Origin of the sequence: Streptosporangium sp. NPDC049248 (genome assembly GCF_040678965.1) — a bacterium.
GTDB lineage: Bacteria > Actinomycetota > Actinomycetes > Streptosporangiales > Streptosporangiaceae > Streptosporangium > Streptosporangium fukuiense.
This window is the reverse complement of sequence record NZ_JBFAQY010000012.1, coordinates 103,368-126,902: the sequence shown is the minus strand read 5'-3', so window position 1 is coordinate 126,902 and position 23,535 is coordinate 103,368. Positions and strand designations below refer to the sequence as shown.

The 23,535-nt window shown below is 71.6% G+C and carries 18 protein-coding genes; 13 read left to right on the top strand and 5 right to left on the bottom strand.

The features are described from left to right. Positions 1 to 551 precede the first annotated feature (551 nt). From AB0K21_RS22910 to AB0K21_RS22885, 6 genes are all read left to right on the top strand, one after another. Complete coding sequence (locus AB0K21_RS22910) at positions 552 to 1,382, top strand: PhzF family phenazine biosynthesis protein (protein WP_364152925.1); 831 nt, start codon at positions 552 to 554, stop codon at positions 1,380 to 1,382. 243 nt (positions 1,383 to 1,625) lie between these two features. Beyond that, positions 1,626 to 2,006 (top strand): BlaI/MecI/CopY family transcriptional regulator, encoded by a 381-nt coding sequence (locus AB0K21_RS22905; RefSeq protein WP_364152922.1) that lies wholly within the window; start codon positions 1,626 to 1,628, stop codon positions 2,004 to 2,006. Then, on the top strand, positions 2,006 to 2,905 hold the full coding sequence (locus AB0K21_RS22900; protein ID WP_343967225.1) for a M56 family metallopeptidase: 900 nt from the start codon (positions 2,006 to 2,008) through the stop codon (positions 2,903 to 2,905). The genes AB0K21_RS22905 and AB0K21_RS22900 overlap by 1 nt, the downstream gene beginning before the upstream one ends. A 342-nt stretch (positions 2,906 to 3,247) precedes the next feature. Next, a complete protein-coding gene (locus tag AB0K21_RS22895; RefSeq protein WP_364152919.1) occupies positions 3,248 to 4,297 on the top strand; it encodes an iron ABC transporter substrate-binding protein in 1,050 nt (349 codons plus the stop codon). Positions 4,298 to 4,425: 128 nt separating this feature from the next. Further along, on the top strand, positions 4,426 to 5,937 hold the full coding sequence (locus tag AB0K21_RS22890; RefSeq protein WP_343967230.1) for an iron ABC transporter permease: 1,512 nt from the start codon (positions 4,426 to 4,428) through the stop codon (positions 5,935 to 5,937). Then, positions 5,934 to 7,001 carry an ABC transporter ATP-binding protein gene (locus tag AB0K21_RS22885; protein WP_343967232.1) on the top strand — a complete coding sequence of 356 codons (1,068 nt, stop codon included), beginning with the start codon at positions 5,934 to 5,936 and terminating at the stop codon, positions 6,999 to 7,001. The genes AB0K21_RS22890 and AB0K21_RS22885 overlap by 4 nt, the downstream gene beginning before the upstream one ends. A gap of 41 nt (positions 7,002 to 7,042) precedes the next feature. Here AB0K21_RS22885 and AB0K21_RS22880 read toward each other — a convergent pair whose 3' ends face one another. Next, positions 7,043 to 7,537 (bottom strand): NUDIX domain-containing protein, encoded by a 495-nt coding sequence (locus AB0K21_RS22880; protein ID WP_343967234.1) that lies wholly within the window; start codon positions 7,535 to 7,537, stop codon positions 7,043 to 7,045. Between the two features lie 115 nt (positions 7,538 to 7,652). Continuing rightward, positions 7,653 to 8,672 carry a hypothetical protein gene (locus AB0K21_RS22875; protein WP_343967236.1) on the bottom strand — a complete coding sequence of 340 codons (1,020 nt, stop codon included), beginning with the start codon at positions 8,670 to 8,672 and terminating at the stop codon, positions 7,653 to 7,655. A gap of 232 nt (positions 8,673 to 8,904) precedes the next feature. On the opposite strand from AB0K21_RS22875, the gene AB0K21_RS22870 reads away from it, so the two are divergent. The 5 genes from AB0K21_RS22870 to AB0K21_RS22850 are packed head-to-tail and all read left to right on the top strand — an operon-like array spanning position 8,905 to position 14,720. Beyond that, on the top strand, positions 8,905 to 9,972 hold the full coding sequence (locus tag AB0K21_RS22870) for a LacI family DNA-binding transcriptional regulator (protein WP_364152913.1): 1,068 nt from the start codon (positions 8,905 to 8,907) through the stop codon (positions 9,970 to 9,972). Continuing rightward, positions 9,965 to 11,572 carry an FAD-dependent oxidoreductase gene (locus AB0K21_RS22865; protein ID WP_343967240.1) on the top strand — a complete coding sequence of 536 codons (1,608 nt, stop codon included), beginning with the start codon at positions 9,965 to 9,967 and terminating at the stop codon, positions 11,570 to 11,572. The genes AB0K21_RS22870 and AB0K21_RS22865 overlap by 8 nt, the downstream gene beginning before the upstream one ends. A 50-nt stretch (positions 11,573 to 11,622) precedes the next feature. Continuing rightward, a complete protein-coding gene (locus AB0K21_RS22860; protein ID WP_343967242.1) occupies positions 11,623 to 12,906 on the top strand; it encodes a sugar ABC transporter substrate-binding protein in 1,284 nt (427 codons plus the stop codon). A gap of 28 nt (positions 12,907 to 12,934) precedes the next feature. After that, complete coding sequence (locus AB0K21_RS22855; RefSeq protein WP_343967244.1) at positions 12,935 to 13,888, top strand: sugar ABC transporter permease; 954 nt, start codon at positions 12,935 to 12,937, stop codon at positions 13,886 to 13,888. After that, entirely contained in the window at positions 13,878 to 14,720 is an 843-nt protein-coding gene (locus AB0K21_RS22850) for a carbohydrate ABC transporter permease (protein WP_364152908.1), read from the top strand. Before AB0K21_RS22855 ends, AB0K21_RS22850 begins: the two co-directional genes overlap by 11 nt. 100 nt (positions 14,721 to 14,820) lie before the next feature. Here the strand turns inward: AB0K21_RS22850 and AB0K21_RS22845 are convergent, their stop codons facing one another. The 3 genes from AB0K21_RS22845 to AB0K21_RS22835 all read right to left on the bottom strand — a co-directional run bounded on the left by AB0K21_RS22845 (position 14,821) and on the right by AB0K21_RS22835 (position 19,211). After that, complete coding sequence (locus tag AB0K21_RS22845) at positions 14,821 to 16,260, bottom strand: amidohydrolase family protein (RefSeq protein WP_364152905.1); 1,440 nt, start codon at positions 16,258 to 16,260, stop codon at positions 14,821 to 14,823. Continuing rightward, entirely contained in the window at positions 16,257 to 17,498 is a 1,242-nt protein-coding gene (locus AB0K21_RS22840; protein ID WP_364153082.1) for a CoA transferase, read from the bottom strand. The genes AB0K21_RS22845 and AB0K21_RS22840 overlap by 4 nt, the downstream gene beginning before the upstream one ends. A 222-nt stretch (positions 17,499 to 17,720) precedes the next feature. Beyond that, positions 17,721 to 19,211, bottom strand: coding sequence for a rhamnulokinase family protein (locus tag AB0K21_RS22835; RefSeq protein WP_364152902.1), 1,491 nt, complete (start codon positions 19,209 to 19,211; stop codon positions 17,721 to 17,723). 565 nt (positions 19,212 to 19,776) lie between these two features. On the opposite strand from AB0K21_RS22835, the gene AB0K21_RS22830 reads away from it, so the two are divergent. After that, positions 19,777 to 20,094, top strand: coding sequence for an L-rhamnose mutarotase (locus AB0K21_RS22830; RefSeq protein ID WP_343965421.1), 318 nt, complete (start codon positions 19,777 to 19,779; stop codon positions 20,092 to 20,094). A gap of 668 nt (positions 20,095 to 20,762) precedes the next feature. Further along, on the top strand, positions 20,763 to 23,522 hold the full coding sequence (locus tag AB0K21_RS22825; RefSeq protein ID WP_364152899.1) for an AAA family ATPase: 2,760 nt from the start codon (positions 20,763 to 20,765) through the stop codon (positions 23,520 to 23,522). The last annotated feature ends 13 nt before the right edge of the window (positions 23,523 to 23,535 follow it).

The following is a 23,535-nucleotide window of genomic DNA, read 5'->3' as shown; positions in this document are numbered from 1 at the left end:
GAGAGCGGTCACCGGATGGCGTGCGGCCGGTCGGCCCTGGGTGAAGGCACCGATGGCAGCGTGGTGGCGGCCCGCTTCCCGCGGCCCGGCCGGCGCGTTCGGCGAGCGGCACGATGCCACTGGAACGGCCGGTACCGGCTGGTCCGGGTGGTCATCGCGCTGGGATTCGGGACCGGTCGCCGTTCTTCGTGGTCCAGGTGTGCTTCCGGCTCCGCTGTGGGCCGGTCGGCCTCGGCGGTGAGAGCCCCGGGGCCGGGTCCGCCGCGGGCATGGAGCCTCGAAGGGTACCCGGGGCGGTGGGCCGTCGGATTCGAGAGGAGCTCACGTGCGAAAGCGGTGCTCAGCACCACCGGATGCGGGAACGGCGCGCGGGCGCGATGCGGTCAGGCGCAGCCTGTGAAGTGAGAAGTCACGACATCATCCCTTGTTCCGGCGCCTCCATGCCACCGCCGTCCTCCCGGCCGGCGACACGCGACGTGGATCATTACAAGCGCCCGCCGTGAACGTTGTCAAGGCGTGGACTCGAGGCCCGGAGTGGCATACTCGGCGGCATGCCGCGCCCCTTCCAGCAGGTCGACGTCTTCACCACCACTCCATACCGGGGTAATCCGGTCGCCGTCGTGCTCGACGGGAGAGGGCTGACCACCGAGGAGATGCTGGGGTTCGCGCGCTGGACGAACCTGTCGGAGACCACCTTCGTGCTGCCGCCGAGCGTGCCCGGCGCGGACTACCGGGTGCGGATCTTCACACCGGGTTCGGAACTGCCCTTCGCCGGGCACCCGACGCTGGGCACCTGCCACGCCTGGCTGGCGGCGGGCGGGACGCCGAGCGGGGCCGGCGTGATCGTCCAGGAGTGCGGGGCGGGGCTGGTGCCGGTGCGCCGGACCGGATACGGGCTGGCCTTCGCCGCGCCGCCGCTGTTCCGCTCGGGACCGGTCGAGGAGCCGGTGGTGGAGCGCGTCGCGCGGATGCTGGGCATCGGCCGTGCCGAGATCCTGGACGCCGAGTGGGCGGACAACGGACCCGGCTGGGTGGCCGTCCTGCTGGCGAGCGCGGACGAGGTGCTCGCGCTGCGGCCAGGACTCGTGGATCTCGACGTGGGCGTGGTCGGCCCATACCCCGAGGGGTCGCCGGAGGCGTTCGAGGTGCGGGCGTTCTTCCCCAAGGACGGCGCCACGGCCGAGGACCCGGTGACCGAGAGCCTGAACGCCTCGCTCGCGCAGTGGCTGCTCCGTACCGGCCGCGCCGAGGCACCGTATGTGGCGAGCCAGGGGACGGTCCTCGGGCGTGCCGGGCGTGCCCACGTCTCCCGGGACGCCGACGGGACGATCTGGGTCGGCGGCGGCACGATCACCTGTGTCACGGGCGAGGTCAAGCTGTAGCGCGTCCGTGGCGGTGTCGGCCCGGCGTACGGGTCGACACGATCCCGAGGTCCGGCATCGGGGCCGGTGATTCGTCCCGGCGCGGGATCGCGTCGTGGCACGCGGCGGGTTTCGGACTCGGGACGAGTGCCGGCTCGTCGGCCAGGCGCCTCCGCGCTTCCGTGGAGGCAGGGGTGTCCGGGGCGATCGGCGTGCCGTCGAGGCCGCTCTTCGGCCGGTGAACGGGGTCGCTAGGCTCATCCGATGAGCCCTCGCCGATCCCCGGGTGTCCTGGAAGCGGAGATTCTCACCGTGCTACACGAGGCGTCCGGCGCCCTGTCTCCGGAGGAGGTGCGCGGCCTGCTCGGTGACAAGGGGGGTGGCGAACTCTCCTACAGTGCCGTGGTGACCACCCTGACCAGGTTGTACGACAAGGGCATCGTGACGCGCGAGCGGTCCGGGCGGGCCTATCGCTATGCCACGCCCGCCGACCCCTCGGGGCTGGTCGCCTGGCGGATGAGTCGGCTGCTCGATGCCGAGGCCGACCACGCACCCGTCCTGACGCATTTCATCTCCGGGCTCTCGACCGGCGACGAGGAGCTGGTCCGGCGACTGCTGCTGGGGGAAGACGGGAACGGAGCCTGATGATCGACCATTTCGTCCTGTCGACGCTCGTCGCCCCCGCGGCACTGGTCGTCTCGATGGCCGCGCTGGTCGACCGGCAACAACCGGCGGCGGCGACGGTGGCCTTCATATCCTCCGCCGTCGTGGTCGCGGCCGCGAGTTCGGTGAGCGTGATGGCTGTCTCGATCCATGCCGTCCTGCTTCTCGTCCAGGGTGAACCGCTGGAATGGCCGTACTGGGTCGCTCTCGCCTTCCTGGTGACCGCTGTCGCCACTCTCGCCGGCGGCGCCCGGCGGGAGCGGCGATCGCTGTGCGCGGCCCGTGAACAGGCCGCGGCTCTTCCCGGTGATGACGTCGTCGTGGTGGTGGCCGAGGAACGGCCGGCCGCCTTCACCCTCCCCGGGCGGCCGGGCCGGATCGTGGTGACCCAGGGCATGTTGAACGCTCTCGACGAAGAGAACCACGCGGTGGTCATGGCGCACGAGCACGCCCACCTGACCGGGCATCATCACCGGTGGCTGTTGGCGAGCCGGTTGGCGGTCGCGGCCCACCCGTTCCTGTGGCAGGTCCGCCACCTGGTGGGATACCTGATCGAGCGCTGGGCCGACGAACAGGCCGCCGAGCAGATCGGTGACCGCAGGGCGACAGCCCGGGCGATCGCCATGGCGGCCCTGCTGTCTCACGATGACGGGGCGCCGTCCGGGGCGGTGCCGTTCCTGGCCCGGCGAGGTCCCGGGCCCGTCCCGCGCCGGATCGCCGCCCTGCTCAAACCATTGCCCGGCCCGCGCGGCGCCTTCCTGCTCGTGGTTCCCGTCCTGGTGGCAGCGGGATCGGTGGTGTGGACCGGAGAGGCCATCGTCGACCTGACGCAGCCCGGCGGCCCCTGCACCGGTGGCCTCAGCGCCGAGCGTCCGCGGTGAGGTGACGCCGGGCGTCGATACTCGCCGCCGACTTCACCAGGGCGGGTTTGGCGATGACCCGCTCGTCCTTCCGCCGCCGGAGGCGACCGGCCCGTTGCACGCGAGCGGCCTGGTGAAGGCCGGGGCACCCGCTCTCCTCGCCGCGAGGAACGTGCGTGGCCGGTGGTCCCCAGGCGACCGCGGACACCTGGGGAACCCGCGCGTGGCGTCGCAGCGTCGCAGGCCGGATGCCCTACGGTGACCATCGGGCCCCCATAGAAGACCCTTAGGTTAGCCTCTGCTAACTTCTACAGCGATGTAGTTGTAGCCGGGGCTCTTCTCCGGGACCGAAGGAGTACCGCAGTGCCGACTTTTCTCCCCAAAACCGTGCTCGCACTGGCCGCCACCGGTGTTCTCGTCCTTGGGCTGGCCGCGTGCGGTGAATCCACGGATACCGCCGACCCGACGGCCGAGAAGAAGATCACCGTCTACAGCGGGCGCAGCGAGTCGCTGGTCAAGCCTCTGCTGGACAAGTTCACCGCGCAGAGCGGCATCGCGGTCGAGGCCCGTTACGCCGCCACCGCGGCCATGGCCACCCAGCTTCTCGAAGAGGGGGAGAAGTCACCGGCGGACGCCTTCTTCGCCCAGGACGCCGGCGCGCTCGGCGCCGTGGCCAAGAAGGGCATGTTCGCGCCGCTGCCGGCCGCCGTGCTCGACCAGGTGCCGGCCACCTATCGGGCCAAGAGCGGGGAATGGGTCGGTGTCACCGCCCGCTCGCGGGTGCTGGTCTACAACCCCGACCTGGTTCCCGCCGACCGGCTGCCCACCTCGGTGTTCGACCTCACCGATCCGGCCTGGAAGGGCAAGGTCGGGGTGGCCCCGACCAACGCGTCCTTCCAGGCGTTCGTCACCGCTGTGACCGTGCAACATGGAGAGGCCAAGGCCAAGGAGTTGCTGGCCGGACTCAAGGCCAACGACCCGCAGATCCGTGAAGGCAATGGCCCGATCCTGGAGGAGGTCGACTCCGGCAAGCTCGCCGTCGGCCTGATCAACCACTACTACCTGGGCGAGCTGGCCAAGGAGAAGGGGACGACGCCTGACACGCTCACCGCCAAGCTGCACTTCTTCCCCGACGGCGACAGCGGCGCCCTGGTCAACGTGGCGGGCGTCGGCGTGCTGAAGAAGGCCGCTCAGAATCCTGACGTGCAGGCCTTCGTCACCTACCTGCTCAGCGCCGAGGCACAGAAGTACTTCGCCGAGGAGACCTTCGAGTACCCCGTCATCGCCGAAGCCGCATCGCCCGTAGGAGTGCCCGCGCTGAAGGACCTGAAGGTTCCCGCGGTCGACCTGAACGACCTCGACCAGCTTGAGGCGACGATCGCGCTCATCAAGGAATCGGGACTGGTCCCCTGAGAACGTCATCGCTCTCCGCGAGGCAGAAGGGGCGCGGCGGGTCTCCGCCGCCACCCCCTAGTAGCCCCACGACAGAAAGCGCGAGCCGGCCACGGGGCCGTGGCCGGTCGCCGCGGCCGGCACGGCCCGTGCTGCTCACGTCGTCCGTGGTGGCCGTGGCGGTCGCCCTGATCCCGCTGGTCTATCTCGCGGTCAGGACCGCCGAGGCGGGCGGCGTCCGGATCGCCGAGGAACTGCTGACCGGGCGGGTCGCGGCGCTGGCCGCGGGCACGCTCGCCCTGGCGGCCGTGGTGACCGCCGGCTGCCTGGTGCTCGGCGTCGGCTCGGCCTTCCTGCTCGTGCGCACCGATCTGCCGGCCCGCCGGGTCTTCGCCGTCCTGGCCGTTCTACCTCTCGCGGTGCCGACCTACATCGCCGGTTTCGCCTGGGTGTCCACGGTGGATGGTTTCGAGGGCTTCTGGGCGGCGGCCCTGGTGCTGACGCTGTGCTCCTATCCCTATGTCCTGCTGCCGGTGGCCGCGGCCCTGGCCGGTGCCGACCCGGCTCAGGAGGAGGTGTCGCGATCGCTGGGCCACGGCGGCTGGCGCACCTTCACACAGGTGACGCTGCGCCAGATCCGCCCCGCGATCGCCGGCGGCGGGCTCTTGGTGGCGCTCTACGTGCTGTCGGACTTCGGGGCGGTCTCGATCGTGCGCGCCGACACCTTCACCCGCGCCATCTTCCTGGCGTTCGACCTCGGCTTCGACCGGACCGGCGCGCTGGTGCTGTCGACCGTGCTCGTGGCACTGACCGTGCTCGTCCTGGCGGGGGAAGGCGCGACCCGGCGGCGCGGGGCTCGCTACGCCCGGTTGAACGGCACCCGCCGCCCGCCGGGCAGGGCCGGCCTGGGCCGGGCACGCTGGCCCGCGGTGGCCGCGCTGCTGGCCGTCGCGGTTTCGGCTCTCGGCGTCACCGCGTTCAGCCTCGCCCGGCGGATGGCCGAGGGTGTCTCCCGCCCGGGAACCTGGCCGGAGGTGATGGTGGCCGCGGGCAACTCCCTGTGGCTCTCCCTGGCGGGGACGGCGTTGACCATGTTGCTCGCGCTGCCGCTGGGGGTGTTGAGTGCCCGTGTGCCCGGTCGCCTGTCCGCGATGCTGGAACGGCTCGGCTACCTCAGCCACGCCCTGCCCGGGGTGGTGATCGGGTTGTCCCTGGTGTTCTTCGGGATCAACGTCGCCTACCCGCTCTATCAGACGACCTGGCTGCTCGCGCTCGCCTACGCCGCGCTCTTCCTTCCGCTGGCCGTCACCGCCGTCGCCACGGCGACGGCCCAGGCGCCGCCCGTACTCGAAGAGGTCGCCCGATCCCTGGGGCGCGGGCCGCTGGCGGTGCTGGGTACGGTGACCCTGCCGCTCACGCTGCCGGGCATCGGCGCCGGTGCGGCGCTGGTCTTCCTCACCTGCATGAAAGAACTGCCGGCGACGTTGTTGCTACGCCCGACCGGCGTCGACACCCTCGCCACCGAGCTGTGGACGAACACGGCGGTGGCCGCCTACGCCGGTGCGGCACCTTACGCGGTGTTGCTCGTGGTGTTGTCGTCGGTGCCCACGTGGCTGCTGGCCGCGCGTACCGGGATTCTCAGCAAGGAGGTTCAGCGGTGAGCCGGTTGGAACTACGCGGGATCGTCCGGCGCTACGGAACCGTCGCCGCTCTCGACGGTGTTGATCTCACCGTGCCGAGCGGCACCCTGACGGCTGTGCTGGGTCCCTCCGGTTGCGGGAAGACGACCTTGCTGCGCTGCGTTGCGGGCTTCGAGCGGATCGACGCGGGCGAGATCGTCGTCGACGGGCAAGTGGTCGCCGGCCCCACCGCGCACACGCCGCCCCAGCGGCGCCAGATCGTGATCGTGCCGCAGGAGGGCGCGCTCTTTCCTCATCTGTCGGTACGCGACAACGTGGGATACGGGCTGAGCCGGGCCGAGCGGCGTCGTGGCCGGATCGACGAGGCACTGAGCCTGGTCGGCCTGGCCGGGTACGGCGAGCGGATGCCGCATCAGATGTCCGGAGGACAACAACAACGGGTGGCGGTCGCCCGTGCCCTGGCGCCGCGGCCTTCTCTCATCCTGCTGGACGAGCCGTTCAGCGCGCTCGACGCCGGACTGCGCGCGGAGTTGCGGCACGATGTGCGGTCCGCGCTGCGCGCGGACCGTGCGACCGGGATCCTCGTCACTCACGACCAGGGCGAGGCACTGTCGACGGCCGATCAGATCGCGGTCATGCGCGAAGGCGTGATCGTCCAGCACGGCTCACCCACGAGTGTCTATCGCCGGCCCGCCGACGCCTGGGTGGCCACCTTCGTCGGTGACGCGATCCTGCTGCCCGCACAGGCCGAGCCCGGGCACCGCGATGATCCGGCGGTGTTGAGCACCGCGCTCGGTCCGGTCGCGGTGGCCGGACTCCCTTCCGGCCACGGGGCGCTCACCGTGCTGGTACGTCCCGAACAGGTCCGGATCACCGCGCCACCGGCCCCGCAGGCCGTGATCGCGACCGTGACCGGCGATGACTTTCACGGCCACGACGCGCTGGTCACCGTGCGCCTGCCCGACGGCACGCACGTCACCGCGCGAATACCGGCTCCGGCCGACCCGATGGCCACCGGCACCAGGGTCGGTGTCCAGGTGGAGGGCACCGGCCTTGCCTGGCGCGTCCCGGAGCCCGCTGAGTAGCCGGTCGCCCGCCGGACAGGTCGCTCCGCCAGTCCGTGCCACTAGTGATCGTTTCGTTCGAAGTACTTCGCCACGATCCTGGTGTGCAGCGGGAACGCCAGTTCCCTCGGCCCGTCGATCAGCAGCCACTCCGTCGTCTCGGCCGTGGGCGTGACCGGCGGGAGGTCGGCCGAGCGGGTCCTCGGCCCCAGAGCGAAGATCAGTACGGTGCCGTCGGGGGCGCTGAGCACGTCGAGGAGGCGCACCTCGTCCGCGTCGACGACGATTCCCGTCTCCTCCCGGAGCTCCCGGACGGCCGCCCGCTGCCAGGACTCGCCCATGTCGACGAAGCCGCCGGGCAGGGCGAGCCCGCCCCGGTGCGGTTCGACGTCACGGCGGATCACCAGCAGGCCGTCGTCGACCGGCAGCACCATCACCGCGACCGGCAGCGGGTTGAGGTAGGAGGTGTTCCGGCAGCCGGCACAGGTGCGCGGCCAGGACTGGCCGGGGGCGAAGGCCGCACCGCAGAAGGAGCAGTGCGAGTTCCTGATCGTCACGATCGTGAGACTAGACCAGGATCGAGATCCTGACCCCCACTACCCGGTACGGGATGTCGCTTTCGCGCCCCAGGACCTCGCGTTCCCGGATCGCGCCGTCAGGGAACGCGTGTCCCTAGACGGCGCGGGCGACGGCGATCGTCGACCGGCTTCGCTGGCCGGCCTCGTAGAACATGTACTGCACGCCGCCGTCGGTGCCGAAGGAGGGCGCTGCGCTGCGGCCGTTGTCGGGAGCCCCGGCCAGCGGCCGGTGGAAGACGCCGAGGTGGACCTCCCGGTCGAACGAGTTTCCCACCTCGGTGACGAACATGTTCCCGCTGTTGCCGTGGTAGACGACGTACGCCGTGCCGTTGCGCTTGACGAGGGTGGGCCCGGAGAGGTCGCTCTGCCCGTCTGGTCCGGGCGAGACCAGTGGGGTCGGGTCGAACTGCCAGTTCTTGCCGGTGGACGACCAGGCCCAGAAGATCTTTCGGGTGCCGTTGGTGACGCCCATGAAGATCATGACGTACTTGTTGCCGAGTCCGGGGACCGCGTGCTCGAAGACCCGCGCGTAGGACGTCTCCGTCGCTCCGGGGATGACCCCGGTGTGCAGCACCCTGCCGTGGTAGGTGAAGTGCACGCCGTCGGTGGACCAGGCCATCCGGGTGGTGGTGTTCTCGCCGTGGAAGTACAGGTAGAACTGCCGGTTGTCAGGGTTCCAGATGATGTGCGGCGAGGAGACGTGGCTGACCGAGTAGTGCGGTGACCAGTTGTTGGAGATGATCGGATTGCTCGGATACTCGGTGAACCGGCCGCCGAGCGAGTCGCCGTAGGCCAGGCAGATGCCGCCGGGCGCGTCGTGCGGGGCGTAGTAGAGGTAGTAGCGGGCGAGCGGGTTGGCGATCTTGTCGTACATGCCCCGGATACAGGGGAAGATCAGCTCGTTGGTCGGGTTGTAGCGCAGGCTCGCCTTGGCGAACGGAGTGCCGATGTACTGGTAGGTGGGGAAACCGGCGGGTCCCACCAGGGCGGCCGCGGCCGTGTCCACGATCGACGCCGTGGCCGCCTGTGGCAGGGCGAGGCCGAGGCCGCCGGCCACACCGGCGCCGACCGCCGTGCGCAGCAGCCCGCGGCGGTCCAGGAGAGGTTCGGTCATCAACGGTCCCTTCGCGACAACTTTCACTGTGAGTGACGGTGAGCAAATCTCTCTGATCGCAAAGGTTCTGCCAGGCGCGTTCGCACGTCAAGGCGCTAATACGAATTATCACGGGTGATATTTCCTAGGGACGGTCCCGGATCCGTGCTCTTGACAGGAGGGGGCGGTCACTTGCAAGATGACGGCCCAACCGCGCTAATGCGCATTATCACCAGATGGGAAGCTACGGATCGTGACTGCTCCCGGTCGCCGACTCACCCAGCAGGACATCGCCCGCATCGCGGGAGTGAGCCAGACCACCGTGTCGCTGGTCCTTAACAACAGGACCGACGCCGAGGTGCGCATCGCCCCGGAGACGCGTGAGCGGGTGCTGAGGGTGATCAGGGAGACCGGGTACGTCGCCGACCCGGTCGCCCGGAGACTCGCCGAGCGGCGCAACCGCATCCTGGGCGTCTTCACCTATGAGGCGGTCTTCCCGACCGCGAGCGCCGACTTCTACCATCCCTTCCTGCTCGGCATCGAGGAGTGCGCCGAGGAGATGGGCTGCGACCTGCTGCTGTTCACCAGCGCCAGGGCCGCGGGGGAGCGGCGCCGGATCTTCAACGAGGACAGCCGGGTGCGGCTGGCCGACGGCTGCGTCCTCCTCGGGCGCACGGTCGACCGCGACGACCTGGCCCGGCTGCTGGCGGAGGGCATACCCTTCGTCTCCATCGGCCGCCGCGACGACGCCGGTGCGCCGGTGCCGTACGTGGGCGCCGACTACCCGCCCGCGGTGCGCGCCCTGGTCGACCGGGCGGCGGGACTCGGCCATCGGCGACTGGCCTACGTCGGTGCGGGGGCGGGCGCCGAGTCGCCCGCCGACCGCATGCGCGGCTTCCGCGAGGCCGTGGCCGCGGTCGGAGCCGACGGGGTGCATGTCCAGGTCACCGGCAGGACCCCCGGGGAACTGCTGGAGGAGCTGTCGGCGGCCCGGGTGACCGCGGCCTTCGTCGAGGAACCCGCCGACGCCGTGGCGATCACGCACGCGGTGCGCGAGCGGGGTCTGACGATCCCCGGGGACCTGTCGATCCTCGCGCTGGGCGCCCCGACCAGGCCCGTCCAGGTCGACGTCGACCTCACCGGGTTCCGCATCCCACGCCGCGAGATGGGGCGCAGGGCCGTCGAGCTGCTGGCGGAGCTGCTGGAGAGCGGCGGGGAGACACCGCAGGAACTGCTGGCCTGCGAGCTGGTCGAGGGATCCACGCTCGCACCGATTCCAAGCTGGTCGAAGAACGATGGGAGAGAGCCCCGACGTGGTTGAGATATCGGCGGACGCGGTGGTCGTCGGCGGAGGGCTGGGCGGCGTCGCCGCCGCCCTGGCGCTGTTGCGAGCCGGGCGCACAGTGATCCTGACCGAGGAGTACGACTGGCTCGGCGGGCAGCTGACCAGCCAGGCGGTGCCGCCCGACGAGCACTCCTGGGTGGAGAGGTTCGGTGTGACGGCCTCCTATCGGGCGCTGCGCGAGGGCATCCGCCGCTACTACCGCGACCACTATCCGCTGACCGAGCGGTCGCGGGCCTGGCGGGAGCTGAACCCCGGAGCCGGACACGTGAGCCGGCTCTGTCACGAGCCGCGCGTCGCGGTCGCGGTGATCGAGGCCATGCTCGCGCCGTACCGGGGTTCGGGGCGGCTGCGCGTCCTGCAGCCGTATCGGCCGGTCGGCGCGGAGGTCGACGGCGACCGGGTGCGGGCGGTCCGTCTGGAGCACCGGGATGGGGGCGGGGAGGTCACCGCCGTCGCGCCGTACGTGTTGGACGCCACCGAGACGGGCGAGCTGCTGCCGCTGACCGGCACCGAGTACGTGACGGGGTTCGAGTCGCAGGGCGACACCGGCGAGCCGAGCGCGCCCGCCGAGGCCCAGCCGACGAACATGCAGGCGGTCTCGGTCTGCTTCGCGATCGACCATGTCGACGGCGACCACATCATCGACAGGCCCGGATCCTATGAGTTCTGGCGGGGCTACCAGCCCGACTTCTGGGGTGACCGGCTGCTGTCCTGGCGCTGTCCGCACCCCAGGACCCTGGAGATCGTGGAACGCTCCTTCACCCCCAACCCCGACGACGACCCGCTGCTCGTCGAGGCCGACCAGCGGCTCAACCCCGGCGACGCGAACCTGTGGACCTTCCGCAGGATCGCCGCGCGGCGCAACTTCACGGACGGCGCCTACGCCAGTGACATCACCCTGGTCAACTGGCCGATGATCGACTACCTGGAGGGCCCGGTCATCGACGTGCCGGACGCCGACAGGCACCTGGCCGGGGCCCGCGAGCTCTCCCGCTCGGTGCTGTACTGGTTGCAGACCGAGGCGCCGCGCCCCGACGGGGGGACCGGCTTCCCCGGCCTGCGCCTGCGGGGCGACGTCACCGGCGGTGGCGACGACGGCCTGGCACAGGCGCCCTACATCCGCGAGTCGCGCCGCATCCGTGCCCTGTACACCGTGGCCGAGCAGGACCTGTCGCTCGCGGTGCGCGGGGACAAGGGCGCGGTGAACTACGCAGACTCGGTCGGCGTAGGGATGTACCGAATCGACCTGCACCCCTCCACCGGGGGCGACAACTACATAGACGTGGCCAGCTCGCCGTTCGAGATCCCCCTCGGCGCGCTCGTCCCGCAGCGGATGACCAATCTGCTGCCCGCGTCCAAGAACATCGGCACCACCCACATCACCAACGGGGCCTACCGGTTGCACCCGGTGGAGTGGAACGTCGGCGAGGCCGCCGGCGCCCTCGCCGCCTTCTGCCTGGACAACGCCACCACCCCGCACGCCGTACGCGGTGACGAGGGCCTGCTCGCCGCCTTCCAGCACCGGCTCGCCCGCGACGGCGTCGAGCTGCGCTGGCCGCAGGTGACCGGTTACTGACCGCGCACCCACCACGACCGTCGGGGGATTCCCAGCAAGGAGATCGGACCATGAGACCATTCGGAAAGCCCGCGGCCGTCGCGCTGGCGGCGCTGCTCACCCTGACGGCGTGCGGCGGGGCGAACGAGGCCACTCGCGTGGCGAAGGGCCCGCAACCGCTGCGCATGACGATCTGGACCTCGAACGAGGCACATCTGAAGCTGTTCGACGAGATCGCCGCCGAATACCGGAAGACCCACCCCGACGTCGGCGAGATCACGTTCGACCCCATCCCCTTCGAGAACTACACCACCACCCTGACCACCCAGATCGCCGGCGGCAACGCCCCCGACCTGGCCTGGATCCTGGAGAATTCGGCGCCCGACTTCGTCTCCTCGGGCGCGCTGGCGCCGCTCGACGACACGCTGCGCAAGGCCGAGGGCTACGGTTTCGACGACCTCACCCCCTCGGCGGTCAAGCTCTGGCAGGCCGAGGGCAGGCTGTACGCCTACCCGTTCTCCACCTCGCCGTTCGGGGTGTTCGTCAACACCGACCTGCTCAAGAAGGCGGGCCAGAAGACCCCCGCTGAGATGATCGAGGAGGGTACGTGGACCTGGGAGAAGGTGGTGGCCCAGAACGCCGCGGTCGTCTCGAAGACCGGCAAGGCGGGCATGGTCGTCCGCGACTTCGACTACAAGAGCTGGGACAACCTCGCCTCGGTGTGGGGTGGCTGGGGCGCCCAGGCCTGGAGCGAGGACGGCAGGACCTGCGGGTTCGACAGTCCCGAGATGGCCGAGGCGATGACGTTCCTGCACCGGGCGGTCTTCACGGACAAGGCGTTCCCCGGTCCGGGCACCACGGCGGACTTCTTCGCGGGCGACGCGGCGATGACCATCACCCAGATCTCCCGCGCCTCGCTTCTGCAGGACGCGAAGTTCGGCTGGGATCTCGTCCCGCTGCCCGCGGGCCCCAAGGGTGAGTACTCGGTGATCGGCCAGGCGGGCCTGGGCGTCTTCAAGAAGTCCGCGAACGCCGCGGCGGCCGTCGACTTCCTGGCCTTCTTCACCAACCCCGCCAACTCCGCCAGGCTCGCCGCCTACTTCCCGCCGCCCCGGGCCTCCCAGCTCACCGCGGACACCCTGGCCAAGAGCAACCCGCTGCTCAAGCCCGAGCAGCTCCAGCAGGTCGTGATCGGCGGCATCGAGAAGGGCGTGGTCAAGCCCAGCCACACCGGCCAGGCGGAGCTCGCGCAGACCGTGCGGGCCGCACTCGACCCGCTCTGGCGGCCCGGCGCCGACGTCAAGGCGGTGCTGGGCGGGGTGTGCGCCAAGATCCAGCCGATGCTGGGTACGTGACGTGGCCGTCTCACACCCGAGATCCGCGGTGACCGGCCGGATTGACATCCGGCCGGTCACCGGCGGGAACGCCACCGGGGGCAGGGGGAGCGGCCGGCCCTTCTGGACCGTGCGCCGCCGCGACAACCTGGTCGGATACCTGCTCATCACCCCGCAACTCCTGGGCAGTGTGCTGTTCGTGCTCCTGCCGCTCGGGCTCGTGCTCTGGTACAGCCTGCACGAGTGGAACGTGCTGGCCGGCACCTTCGAGTTCGTCGGCACGGAGAACTACGACCGGCTGCTCGCCGACGCCAACCTGCGCGAGGTGCTGGCCGGCACCGCGGTGTTCTCGGTCGGCCTGGTCGTCTTCAATCTCGCCCTGGCACTGCTCCTGGCGATCCTGCTCAACCAGCGGCTACGCGGGACCACGTTCTTCCGTACGGTCTTCTTCTCGCCCGTGGTGGTCTCGCTGGTCGCCTGGACGATCGTGTGGCAGTTCCTGCTGCAGGACGACGGCGGTGTGAACGGCCTGCTCGGCGCCGCCGGGATCGACGGCCCGAACTGGTTGCGCGGCGAGGGCACGGCGATGTCGGCGGTGATCCTCGTTCAGGTCCTCAAGAACGTCGGACTCAACATGGTGCTCTTCCTGGCCGCTCTTCAGGGCGTGCCGGCCCAGCTCTACGAGGCCGCCGCGCTGGACGGCGCCGGGGCGTGGACCCGTTTCAGGCGGATCACCGTCCCCCTGATCAGCCCGACCATCCTGCTCACCTCGATCATCACCGTGGTGGGGTCGCTGCAGGTGTTCGCGCAGATCGCGGTGCTCACCCAGGGCGGCCCCGGCATGTCGACGACGGTCCTCGTCTACTACCTGTACCAGCAGGCATTCCAGTTCCATCACTTCGGATACGGCGCGACGCTGTCGGTCCTGCTGTTCGCGATCGTGGCACTGCTCACCGTCGCGCAGTGGCGGATGCGCAGGAAGTGGGTCGTCAATGAGACATGAGACGCCGACGCGGCTGAAGACGCTCCTGTACGGCCTGCTGTGCCTGCTGTGCGTGCCGTTCGTCTTCCCGACCTGGTGGATGGTCACCTCGTCGTTCAAACCGGTAAGTGAGATCTTCGCCTTCCCGCCGAGGCTGCTTCCGGCGGACTGGGACGACTCGGCCTACGGGCAGGTCTTCCGGCTGCAGCCCTTCGCGGGCCAGTATCTCAACAGTCTCTACATCGCCCTGGTCGTCACGGTGGGGACGATGGCGGTGGCGGCGATGGCCGGGTACGCCTTCGCGCGCATCCGCTTCCCCGGCCAGAACGTCCTCTTCGTCGTCGTGCTGCTCGGGCTGCTCATCCCGAGCGAGGTCACGATCGTCCCGCTGTTCCAGATGTTCCACGGGCTGGGGCTCACCGACACCCACTGGCCGCTGATCCTGGTGCCGATCCTCGGCGCGCCCAGCGTGCTGGCCACCTTCATCATGAGACAGTTCTTCATCAGCCTGCCCGGCGAGTTGGAGGAGGCCGCCCGTGTCGACGGGCTCGGCAGGTTCGGCACCTTCTACCGGGTCGCGCTGCCGCTGGCCCGTCCCGCGCTCGGCGCTGTCGCGATCTTCACCTTCCTGCACAGCTGGAACCTCTATCTCGAACCCATCGTGTACCTCTCCTCGCCGGAGAGGTTCACCCTCCCGCAGGCGCTGACCCAGTTCGTCGACGCCTACGGCGGGCCGATGTGGAACGTCCAGCTCGCCGCCGCCTCGATGACCGCGCTACCGGTGCTGGTGGTGTTCGTCCTCGCGCAGCGGCAGTTCATCGAGGGCCTGGCCCACACCGGCCTGAAGGGCTGAGCTCGACGCGCCCGCGGATCGGCGGCCGGTGAGGGTCGGTGTCCTTCCCCGCCTGGGGGCCGGGGCATCCTCGGGGCGTCGCATGGCGAATCCACGGTCCTTACCGGCCGGCGGGACCCGTGCCGGGATCGTCCCGGACGAGACGTCCTCCCACCAGCACCGCCCGGACGGGTTCCGGGTCGGCGGGCGCGTCGGCGAGGCGGGTGCGCAGGACGACGAGGTCCGCGGGTGTGCCGCGACGGACGCGCCGGGCCAGACCGCCCGGCTCTCCGGGCGGGGCGAGGTAGGCGCCGAGGGCCTGGGAGAAGGTGAGCCGCTCGCCCGGACCGGCGACCCGCCCGGACGGGGTGCGCCGCCGGGTCGCCGCGCCGATGACGGCCCAGGGATCGAGTGGGCCGTAGGGGGCGTCGCTGGACAGTGCGACGGGTACGCCCGTCCGGAAGAAGGTGGCACAGCGGTACAGATCCCTGTGGTCCCGGGCGGGGAGGTCCCGCAGGAAGTCGTCGCCCCGGTGCGCGAGGAAGCCCGGTTGGGTGACGACGCGCAGGCCGAGGCGGGCCATCTCCGGGGCGAGTTCGGCCGGTACGAGCGCGGCGTGCTCGACCCGGTCACCGGGTAGGGATCCGGCGTCGTCCAGCGCGGCCAGCAGCAGGACCAGCGCCTCGCGGGTGACGCAGTGCACGGCGACCGCGCGCCCGGCGGCGTGCGCGGCCCGGATCCGGCCGGTGAGCTCGTCGAGTGCGGGCAGCCCGGAATCGGCGACCACGATCTTGTACGGCCCGACGGAGGGGCCCGGTGGCCCCGCGGGGTCATCGGGCCCCTCCGGGGTGTCCAGCGGGACGCCGAGCAGATGGACGCGCTGGGGCAGCGCCCCGCCACGCACGGCCTCGGTGATCGCCGCGACGGCGCCGGCGTCGAGATCGGGGGTTGCGTCGGTGACGGCGGTGATGCCGAAGCGGGTGAGGGCGGCGCCCACCGGGGTGAGGTCGGGCGGTCCGGCGGACGGCAGCCGGGAGCGCAGCCAGCCGTCGGCGCGCCAGAGCCGTCCGGTGGGGAAGCCGTGGTCGTCCCGCTCGACGCCGGGGTGGTCGGCCCCGGCCAGGCCGGTCACGGCCATCGCCGCGGTGTTGAGGGTCCACAGCGCGCCGCTGCGATGCTGGACGCGGACCGGGCGGTCGGGACGGAGGCGGTCCAGCACGGTGGCGTCGAGGTCGCCGGCGACCGTCTCCGCGTACCCGACGCCACGGATCCATCCGTGCTCGTCGGGGACGGCCGCGGCCAGTGCGGCGGCCAGCGCGGCGGGCCCGGTCACCTCGGGAGGGCCGCAGCGCACCGAGGTGCTCCAGGCGGCGAGCGCGTGCAGGTGCAGGTGGTGGTCGCAGAGCCCAGGCAGCAGCGCGCCGCCCCGGCAGTCGTACCAGGCCTCTCCAGGCCGGCGGCCAAGGGCGACGCCCACCTCGGCGACGTGGCCGTCTTCGACGCGGACGTCGATCCCGGTGTGCCCGTCGAGCTCGGCGTCGCGCAGCAGCAGACCGGTCACCGGGACACGACGCCCAGCTCGCGCAGCACCTCGGCGGTGTGCTCCCCGCTCCCGGGCGCCCTTCCGGACGCCGCCCGCCGCAGCGGGACGGCGACGTCGACCGGGCCGGAGGGGGTGTCGACGACCCAGCCGCCGTTTCGCGACCGGGTGGCCACCGGGCTCGGGGGCGTCGCCGCGGCGGGATCCAGCGTGGCGGCGACCACGTCGGACATGGAGACGTCCCACAGCGCGCCCGTGCCGTCCGGCGGCGCCGTCGCGGCGAGGACGGCGGCGGCCAGGCCGGTGAGCGGGTCGGCGATCGCGTCGCCGCAGAACAGCGGGGTCCCGTCGGCGTCATGGGCGACCAGTCCGCTCGCCGCGGCGACGTCGTCACCGAATCCGACCCGGTCGCTCCCGCGCCCGTACGCGGTGATCGAGATCCAGACGGTGCCGGCGGCGACCGCGGCCTCGGCGTCGAGCCCGAAACCGGCCAGCGCGCGGGGCCTGGACGCCTCGATGACGATGTCGGCGGCGCCGACCAGGGCGGCCATGGCGTGCCGTCCGGAGGGGGTGCGGGGGTCGAGCACGACCGAACGGTGCCCGGCGTGCAGCAGCCGGTAGAACGCGGCGTTCCCGCCCCGGGCGCCGTCCGGCCGCCACGGGGTCTCCACCTTGACGACCCGGGCACCGGCCAGGCCGAGCAGGTGGGCGCAGAGCGGGCCCGCCCACAGCGCGCTGAAGTCCACGACGAGCAGACCGTCCGGCGGCCGGGGCGTCGCGGGCGCGGGCGCGGGCGGGGTGAGCGGGGCGGGCGGAACGGCCCGGTGCCGGACCGGGCCTGCGGCGACGCCGAGGAGCGCCGCCCGCTCGGCGAGCTCGGCACCGGTGTGTTCGCGCATCCAGCTGGTGACCGCCGGCCACGGGTCGTCGCCCACGTCCGCGCAGACCAGCGCTCCCAGTAACGCCGGGTCGTCGGGGCGGGCACAGGAGACCGCCGCCCAGCCGTCGGCGGTGCGCAGCAGCCGGCACGCGCCTCCGGCAGACACGGCCCCACCCCGCCGGTGGCCGGTGAAGGCGGCACGCTCCGACAGCAACCGGGCACCGTCCACCCGCACCCCGGTGAACTCGGCGAAACGGTCGGCCAGCTCCCGCGCCACGGTGGCGGCACGACCCGGTGGCACCAGCGGAGGGCCGCTCTCGCGGCCGGTCAGCGGGACGACGCCGCTGCGCGCCCAGTCGGCCGACGGGTCGGGGATCATCACACCCACTGATCGGACAAGGGGGCTGTGGCAGGCATAAAACGACAATACATTCACTCGACGTCCCACACGGGGAAGCGGCGAGGCCCGGTCACGACGAACGCTCTCACGAACGGAACCTTCCAGACGGCGCCGCCGGGCACGGCCGGAGGTGCGGGGTGTCGGGGCACGTAGGCTACCGCTCGCCGGACGGGGTCGAGAAGCCGATCGGCCGCCTACGGGTCAGCGCTCCCGGCCGGTGCCCAGCCCGGGTCCCGCATCGACGTGGAATCTGTCTATCCCGGTCAGCTGCCGGTATCGGGAGTAGGCGATCTCGTACGGCTCCCGTTCGCGGCCGGGTGGGAACGGCCGGGGCCGGAACGAGCGGCGGACCACCTCGCGCAGTTCGGTGAGGGAGCCGATGCGGCCGTCGGCCATGGCCTGGATGAGCAGGTTTCCCACGGCGGTCGCCTCCACGGGACCGGCCAGCACGGGCCGTCCGGCGAAGTCGGCGACGAGCCGGCACAGCGTCTCGCTGGAGGCCCCGGCCCCCACGAGGTGCACGGCCTCCACCCGCCGGTCGCTGAGGAACTCGGCCTGCTCCAGGGCCCAGCGGTAGGAGCACGCGAGACTCTCCAGGACGCAGCGCACCGTCTCCGCTCGGCCGGCGGGCGGCGCCTGCCCGGTCGAGTGGCAGTAGGCCGCGATCCTCGCCGGCATGTCGCCGGGTTCAAGGAACCACGGGTGGCCGGGGTCGATCAGCGGCCCGAAGGCGGGCGCGGCGGCGGCCTCGGCGACCAGGTCCGCGTACGAGGTGCGCACGCCCCAGGATCTGCGGCACTCCTGGAGCAGCAGCAGGCCGTTGAGGGTGCGGGTGAATCGCACGGTCCCCATGACGCCGCCCTCGTTGCCGAAACCCGCGAGCCTGGCCGCCCGGCTCGTGACCGGGGCGTCGAGCTCCAGTCCCGCCAGCGAGCGGGTGCCGCAGGAGACGTAGCCGACAGAGCCGGACGAGACGGGAAGCGCCGCCGCGGCGGAGGCGGAGTCATGGCCTGCCACCGCGACGACCACGACTCCACCCGGGCCGTCCCTGCCCTTCTCGCGCAAAGGTCCCGCGATTGTGCCCGGCTCGGTGATCCGGTGGGCGAACAGGTGACGGGGCAGGCCCAGGCGGGTGACAAGACTGCTCGCCCAGCGGCCGGTCCTGACGTCCAGCAGCTGGCTGGTGCTCGCGATCGTCCGCTCGGTGACCATCTCGCCGCTCAGCCAGAGGGTGAACAGGTCCGGCATCATCGCCAGGTGGTCGGCCGCCTCCAGAAGCGGCGATCCGGCGTGCGCCAGCAGCTGGCAGGCCGTGGTGCCGGGCCCGGGGCGGATGCCGGTCAGCTCGTAGTGGTCCTGCCAGGAGACGAGGCCCGCCAGCCCGGAGGTGTAGGGATCGAGGTGGTGGCGGGGGTTGGCCAGCAGCCGCCCGTCACGGTCGAGGAGGGCGAAGTCGCCGCCCCAGGCGTCCACGCCCACGCTGGTGACACGACCGCGGGCGGCGGCCAGCGCGATGCCTCCGCGCGTCTGCGCGAGCAGCCCGAGCACGTCCCAGTACAGGCCGTCGAGGACGCGGACCGGCCGGTTGGCGAAGCGGTGCACCTCCCGCACCGCGAGCCGTTCACCATCGAATTCGCCGGTCAGCACCCGGCCGCTCTCAGCTCCGAGATCCACGGCCACGTAGACGGGCACGGTCCAAGCGTAGCCGGAAAGCCCTTCCTGATATGGGTGATATGTCAGAGACGGCAGGTGAAACAGCTCATGGAGTCGCCTTCCTCCCCGAACCAGACGGCGAGGTGGACAGCCGATCAGACGGTGCCCCTGCTGCCCGGCGGCCCAAGGTGGGCCTGCGTGATCCGGGCGGTGACCGGCCGCGGGCATCGGAACGCGTCCGCCCGCCGGGGGCCACGATCACCTGCCTCCGCCGAGCCGCGGTCGCGGAGCGGCCGGCACTGTCGCGAAGGCCACGCGAGGTGTCGAAATGTTTAAAACGTGGCAACAGATGGCGGTCCGGATGTGCGGCGGTGGAGAGCGATGGGCCCTCGGAGACGCGGGGTCGGCCGGGGCGCGTGCCGGGTAACGCTAAGGAAACAGCGTGTTCATGTGCCATTGACACCCCCGGGAGCTTGGTTCTAGTGTCCAGCTTCAATGTGTTAAATCGTTTTTCAGTAGAGGCCTGCCTGTGCTGACGGACACCACCGGCACGGTCCGTGCCCGGCGAGTCCGGGCGCGGGCCACATCCGAGAAGGGCGATCCCATGCGGCGGGTCTGCTTCCTGTTGAAGGTGAGGCCGGAGCGCCTCCAGGAGTACCGCGAGCGCCACCGTGCCGTCTGGCCGGAGATGCTCGACGCCCTGAGCGCCACCGGCTGGCACAACTACTCGCTCTTCCTGCGCGAGGACGGGTTGCTGGTCGGCTATCTGGAGACCGAGGACTTCGAGGCGGCCCGCGAGGCCATGGCCGCGACAGAGGTCAACGCCCGATGGCAGGCCGAGATGGCGCCGTTCTTCGAGAGCCTCGACGGCCGCCCGGACGAGGGCATGGTCTCGCTCGAGGAGGTCTTCCACCTCGACTGATCGGGGAGGGACCCACTACGGGCGCGGGTGATCGAGACCCCCTCGGGGGCGTACGGCGACCCGGGAACGCGGTTCGAGGTGTTCGACCCCGTTACCGCGCCGCCGCCGACCGACCTGCGACACCGGCCAGGCGCCGCTGAACCCGAGGCGGGCGGCGAGCGGGACCCTGACCACCGGTGGCGAGGGAATCACCCGCGGCGTGCCCTGCGTAATGACGCGGGCCATTGGATACCTCGTGTCATCGTAAAATCACCGGACGCGAAACTCGCCGGTCGCGGAAAATCCATACCATGTGTGTGGGAATCAAGGGTGGCGGTCGTTTTAGGGTCGACCGTATTCGTGAATCGCTCCCCCTCCCGAACGTGGATCGTTCCCCGCGCGGGAAATCAGCCGGTGAGGTCGGAAAAAGAGCAGGTGGGAGTCTGCGATGCCGGGCGCAGCGGGTCTCCCGCGGAGCCGCACCCCGGTGGTCGGCGCGATCGCGGCCCGCTTTCCGGGGTGCCCTCGCGTTAGTGCCTTAGAGCGGAATCCGCACCCGTCGCCGCCGATGTGAAATTCATTCGTATTCACTCCGCGAAGAATCTTCGGGTGAAATCAGTGCCGACGGGTTGATCTCTGATTCATAATCACCGTCAAGAACATGTGAAACGTGAAAAGGGAGCGCTGCGTTGCTCGGCAGAACCTCTCCGCTGTTCATCGGCCGGAAGCGGGAGCTCGACTTCCTCGGGGAGGCGTGGGGAGCGGCCAGACACCGCGACGCACGGATCGTGGGTGTCCGGGGAACGGCGGGAGTCGGCAAGACCGAGCTGGTCGAGCGCTTCCTGCGGACCCTCCCCGGGGTGCGGACCGTGCGAGCCTTCGGCGACGAGGACGCGCTCGCCCATCCCTGGGGAGTGCTGGAACAGATCGCCGAGCAGCTGCCGACCCCGGCGCTCGCCCGGACACTGGCCGGCCAGGCCGAGGCCGCCTTCGTCGGCCAGGCCCTCGCGGCGGAGTTCGCCGCCGCGGACGCTCTGATCGTGGTCGTCGACGACGCGCACTGCGGCGACCGGCAGTCGATGATCGCGCTCCGTCTGGCGGCCCGGCGCCTGCGCAACGCCCAGGTCATGCTGCTGGTCCTCCACCAGGCTCCCGGGTACGCGCCGGGAGCGGCCCCGGACGCGCCACCCCTGGAACTCCACGAGGGCTGGGAGCGCATCTTCGACTCGCCGCAGGGACGCCTGCTCCAGGTCGAGGGGCTCTCCGCCGAAGATCTCGTACGGCTCGCCGTCGCGACAGGCCACGACGGCCTCACCCCCTCAGGCGCCAGGAGACTGCACGAGCACACCGACGGCAACGCGCAGCATTCGATCCTCCTGCTGGACCAGGTGGAGATGCACTCGATCAACTTCGGCAACGGCCCGCTGCCCGCCCCCCGCGGTATGACGCAGGCCGTCGTGGCGCGGCTGGCGTCGTGTGCCCGCCGCACCCGCGAGGTCGTGGGTGCGGCGGCGGTGCTCGGCCGCCGCTTCCGCCTGGCCGACCTGCGTGCGCTCTCCGGCGTCGCCGACGTCACCGTTCCTCTCACGGAGGCCGTCGGTGCCGGATTGCTCAAGGAGATCCCGGGGACGGCGGGGCAGGAGTTCGCCTTCACCACACTGCTGGTCTGGGACCGCATCTACTACGACTCCGGCGTCGAGCGCCGCCGTGCCCTGCACCGCGACGCCGCCCTGCTGGGAGGTCCGGGCGCACTCTGGCACGGGATCGCCGCCTCCGGTGGCGGTACGGACGGTGAACTCGCCGCGCTGGCCCAGGGCGAGGCCCAGGCCCAGCTGTCCCGGGGCAGGCTGCCACTGGCGGCCGTCTACGCCCGCCACGCCGCGGAACTGACCCCGCCGGGGCCCGATCGGGTCGCCCGCGTACTGATGGCCGCCGAGACCCTGCTGGTCTGCGGTGACGCCACCGTCGCCAGGCGCTACGAGGGCGAGGTCCTCGCCGCGCCGGCGGGCCCCTGGCGCGACTACGTCGCCGGTTACCAGGCTCTGATCTCCGGACGCGTCGCGGAGGCCAGGCTGCTGCTGGTCAAGGCACTGGGCGCGGCCGGGCACGGCGGGGCGGAGAGCCCGCACGCGCCCGCGGACCTGCGGGCGCGCATCGCGGCCCAGCTGGCGATCATCGGCGTGGTCGAGATCTCCTACCCCGAGATGGTCGAGTACGGCACGGCGGCCGTCGCGGCGGGCAGCCGCGAGCCGTGGGTGCGGGCGTTCGCCTGGTTCGCCCAATCCCTGGGCTGGACCCTGGCCGGACGGGCCGAGGAGGCGCTGTGGTCCCTGGCGGACGCCGACCTGCCAGGTTCGGCGGCCGGGCTGGACGGTCTGGTGGCCCGCGGCATGATCCGGCTGTGGACCGACGACCTCGACGGAGCCTTCAGCGACCTACATGACAGCGTCGCGCGGGCCACGCGCGGCGAGGCGCTGCGGGTGGGTCAGGCGCTCGGCTTCCTGGGCGAGGTCGAATACCGGCGGGGCAGGCTCGACGACGCCGTCAGGTTCACTCGGCTCGCCGTCGGCGACGCCGAGGAGAACGAGCGGGTCTGGGACTACGCCCTCCTGCACTCCCTGGCGTGTTACCCCCGCGCGGCCAGGGGAGAGTGGGGCCGGGCGCGCGAGCACGCTCGCCAGGCCGCGGAGTGGGCGCCGATCGTCGAGAGCAGGGTGAGCCTCGCCTACGCGGCCGGCGCGCGGGCGGCGATCGCTCAGGCCCAGGGCGACGCCCAGCGGCTGCTCAGCGCGGCCGAGACCATCGAGCTCCACTACGACTCGCTGGAGCCCGGTACCCACCTGTTCGGCCCGGTCGGCGCCGACGCGCTCTCCCTGCTCGGCCGGCTCGACGAGGCGGACGCCGCCCTGGGCGCCTTCGCCGACCGGGCCGCCTCCAGCGGGCGCCGCTCAACGCTGATGTCCATCGCCAGGGTGCGGGCCCAGATCGCCGCCGCCCGCGGTGACCACGCGCGTGCCGTACGGGACTGTGAGGAAGCCTTCGCCCTGGCCGGAGAGGTGGGCCTGCCGATCGAGGCCGGCAGGATCGACCTGGTGACGACGCGCTCCCTGCACGCCCGGGGCCGGCACGCCGAGGCGGAGCGGTTGCTGCGACGGGCGCTGGCCACCTTCGAGCACACCGGTGCCGTCGCCTACGCCGACCTCGCCCGGAAGACGGCGGGGGAGCTCAGGCTGGCGGTGGACGGTCCCAGCGCGGCCTTCGGCAGCCTCACCGGGGCCGAACGCGAGGTCGTGGCGATGGTCCGCGAGGGCATGACCACCCGTCAGATCGCGCAGCGGCGCTCGGTGGCGATCAGCACCGTGGAGACACAGCTGAACCGCGTCTACGCCAAGCTGAACGTCACCAGCAGGATCGAGCTTCGCGCCGTCCTGTCCGACCCCGGAGAGTAACCGGGGAGCGGCG

What these genes read in the sequence shown, in the direction of transcription:
- AB0K21_RS22910 (WP_364152925.1), top strand. Translation starts at nt 552, where the DNA reads ATGCCGCGCCCCTTCCAGCAGGTCGACGTCTTCACCACCACTCCATAC.
- AB0K21_RS22905 (WP_364152922.1), top strand. Translation starts at nt 1,626, where the DNA reads ATGAGCCCTCGCCGATCCCCGGGTGTCCTGGAAGCGGAGATTCTCACC.
- AB0K21_RS22900 (WP_343967225.1), top strand. Translation starts at nt 2,006, where the DNA reads ATGATCGACCATTTCGTCCTGTCGACGCTCGTCGCCCCCGCGGCACTG.
- AB0K21_RS22875 (WP_343967236.1), bottom strand. Translation starts at nt 8,672, where the DNA reads ATGACCGAACCTCTCCTGGACCGCCGCGGGCTGCTGCGCACGGCGGTC.
- AB0K21_RS22860 (WP_343967242.1), top strand. Translation starts at nt 11,623, where the DNA reads ATGAGACCATTCGGAAAGCCCGCGGCCGTCGCGCTGGCGGCGCTGCTC.
- AB0K21_RS22850 (WP_364152908.1), top strand. Translation starts at nt 13,878, where the DNA reads ATGAGACATGAGACGCCGACGCGGCTGAAGACGCTCCTGTACGGCCTG.
- AB0K21_RS22840 (WP_364153082.1), bottom strand. Translation starts at nt 17,498, where the DNA reads ATGATCCCCGACCCGTCGGCCGACTGGGCGCGCAGCGGCGTCGTCCCG.
- AB0K21_RS22830 (WP_343965421.1), top strand. Translation starts at nt 19,777, where the DNA reads ATGCGGCGGGTCTGCTTCCTGTTGAAGGTGAGGCCGGAGCGCCTCCAG.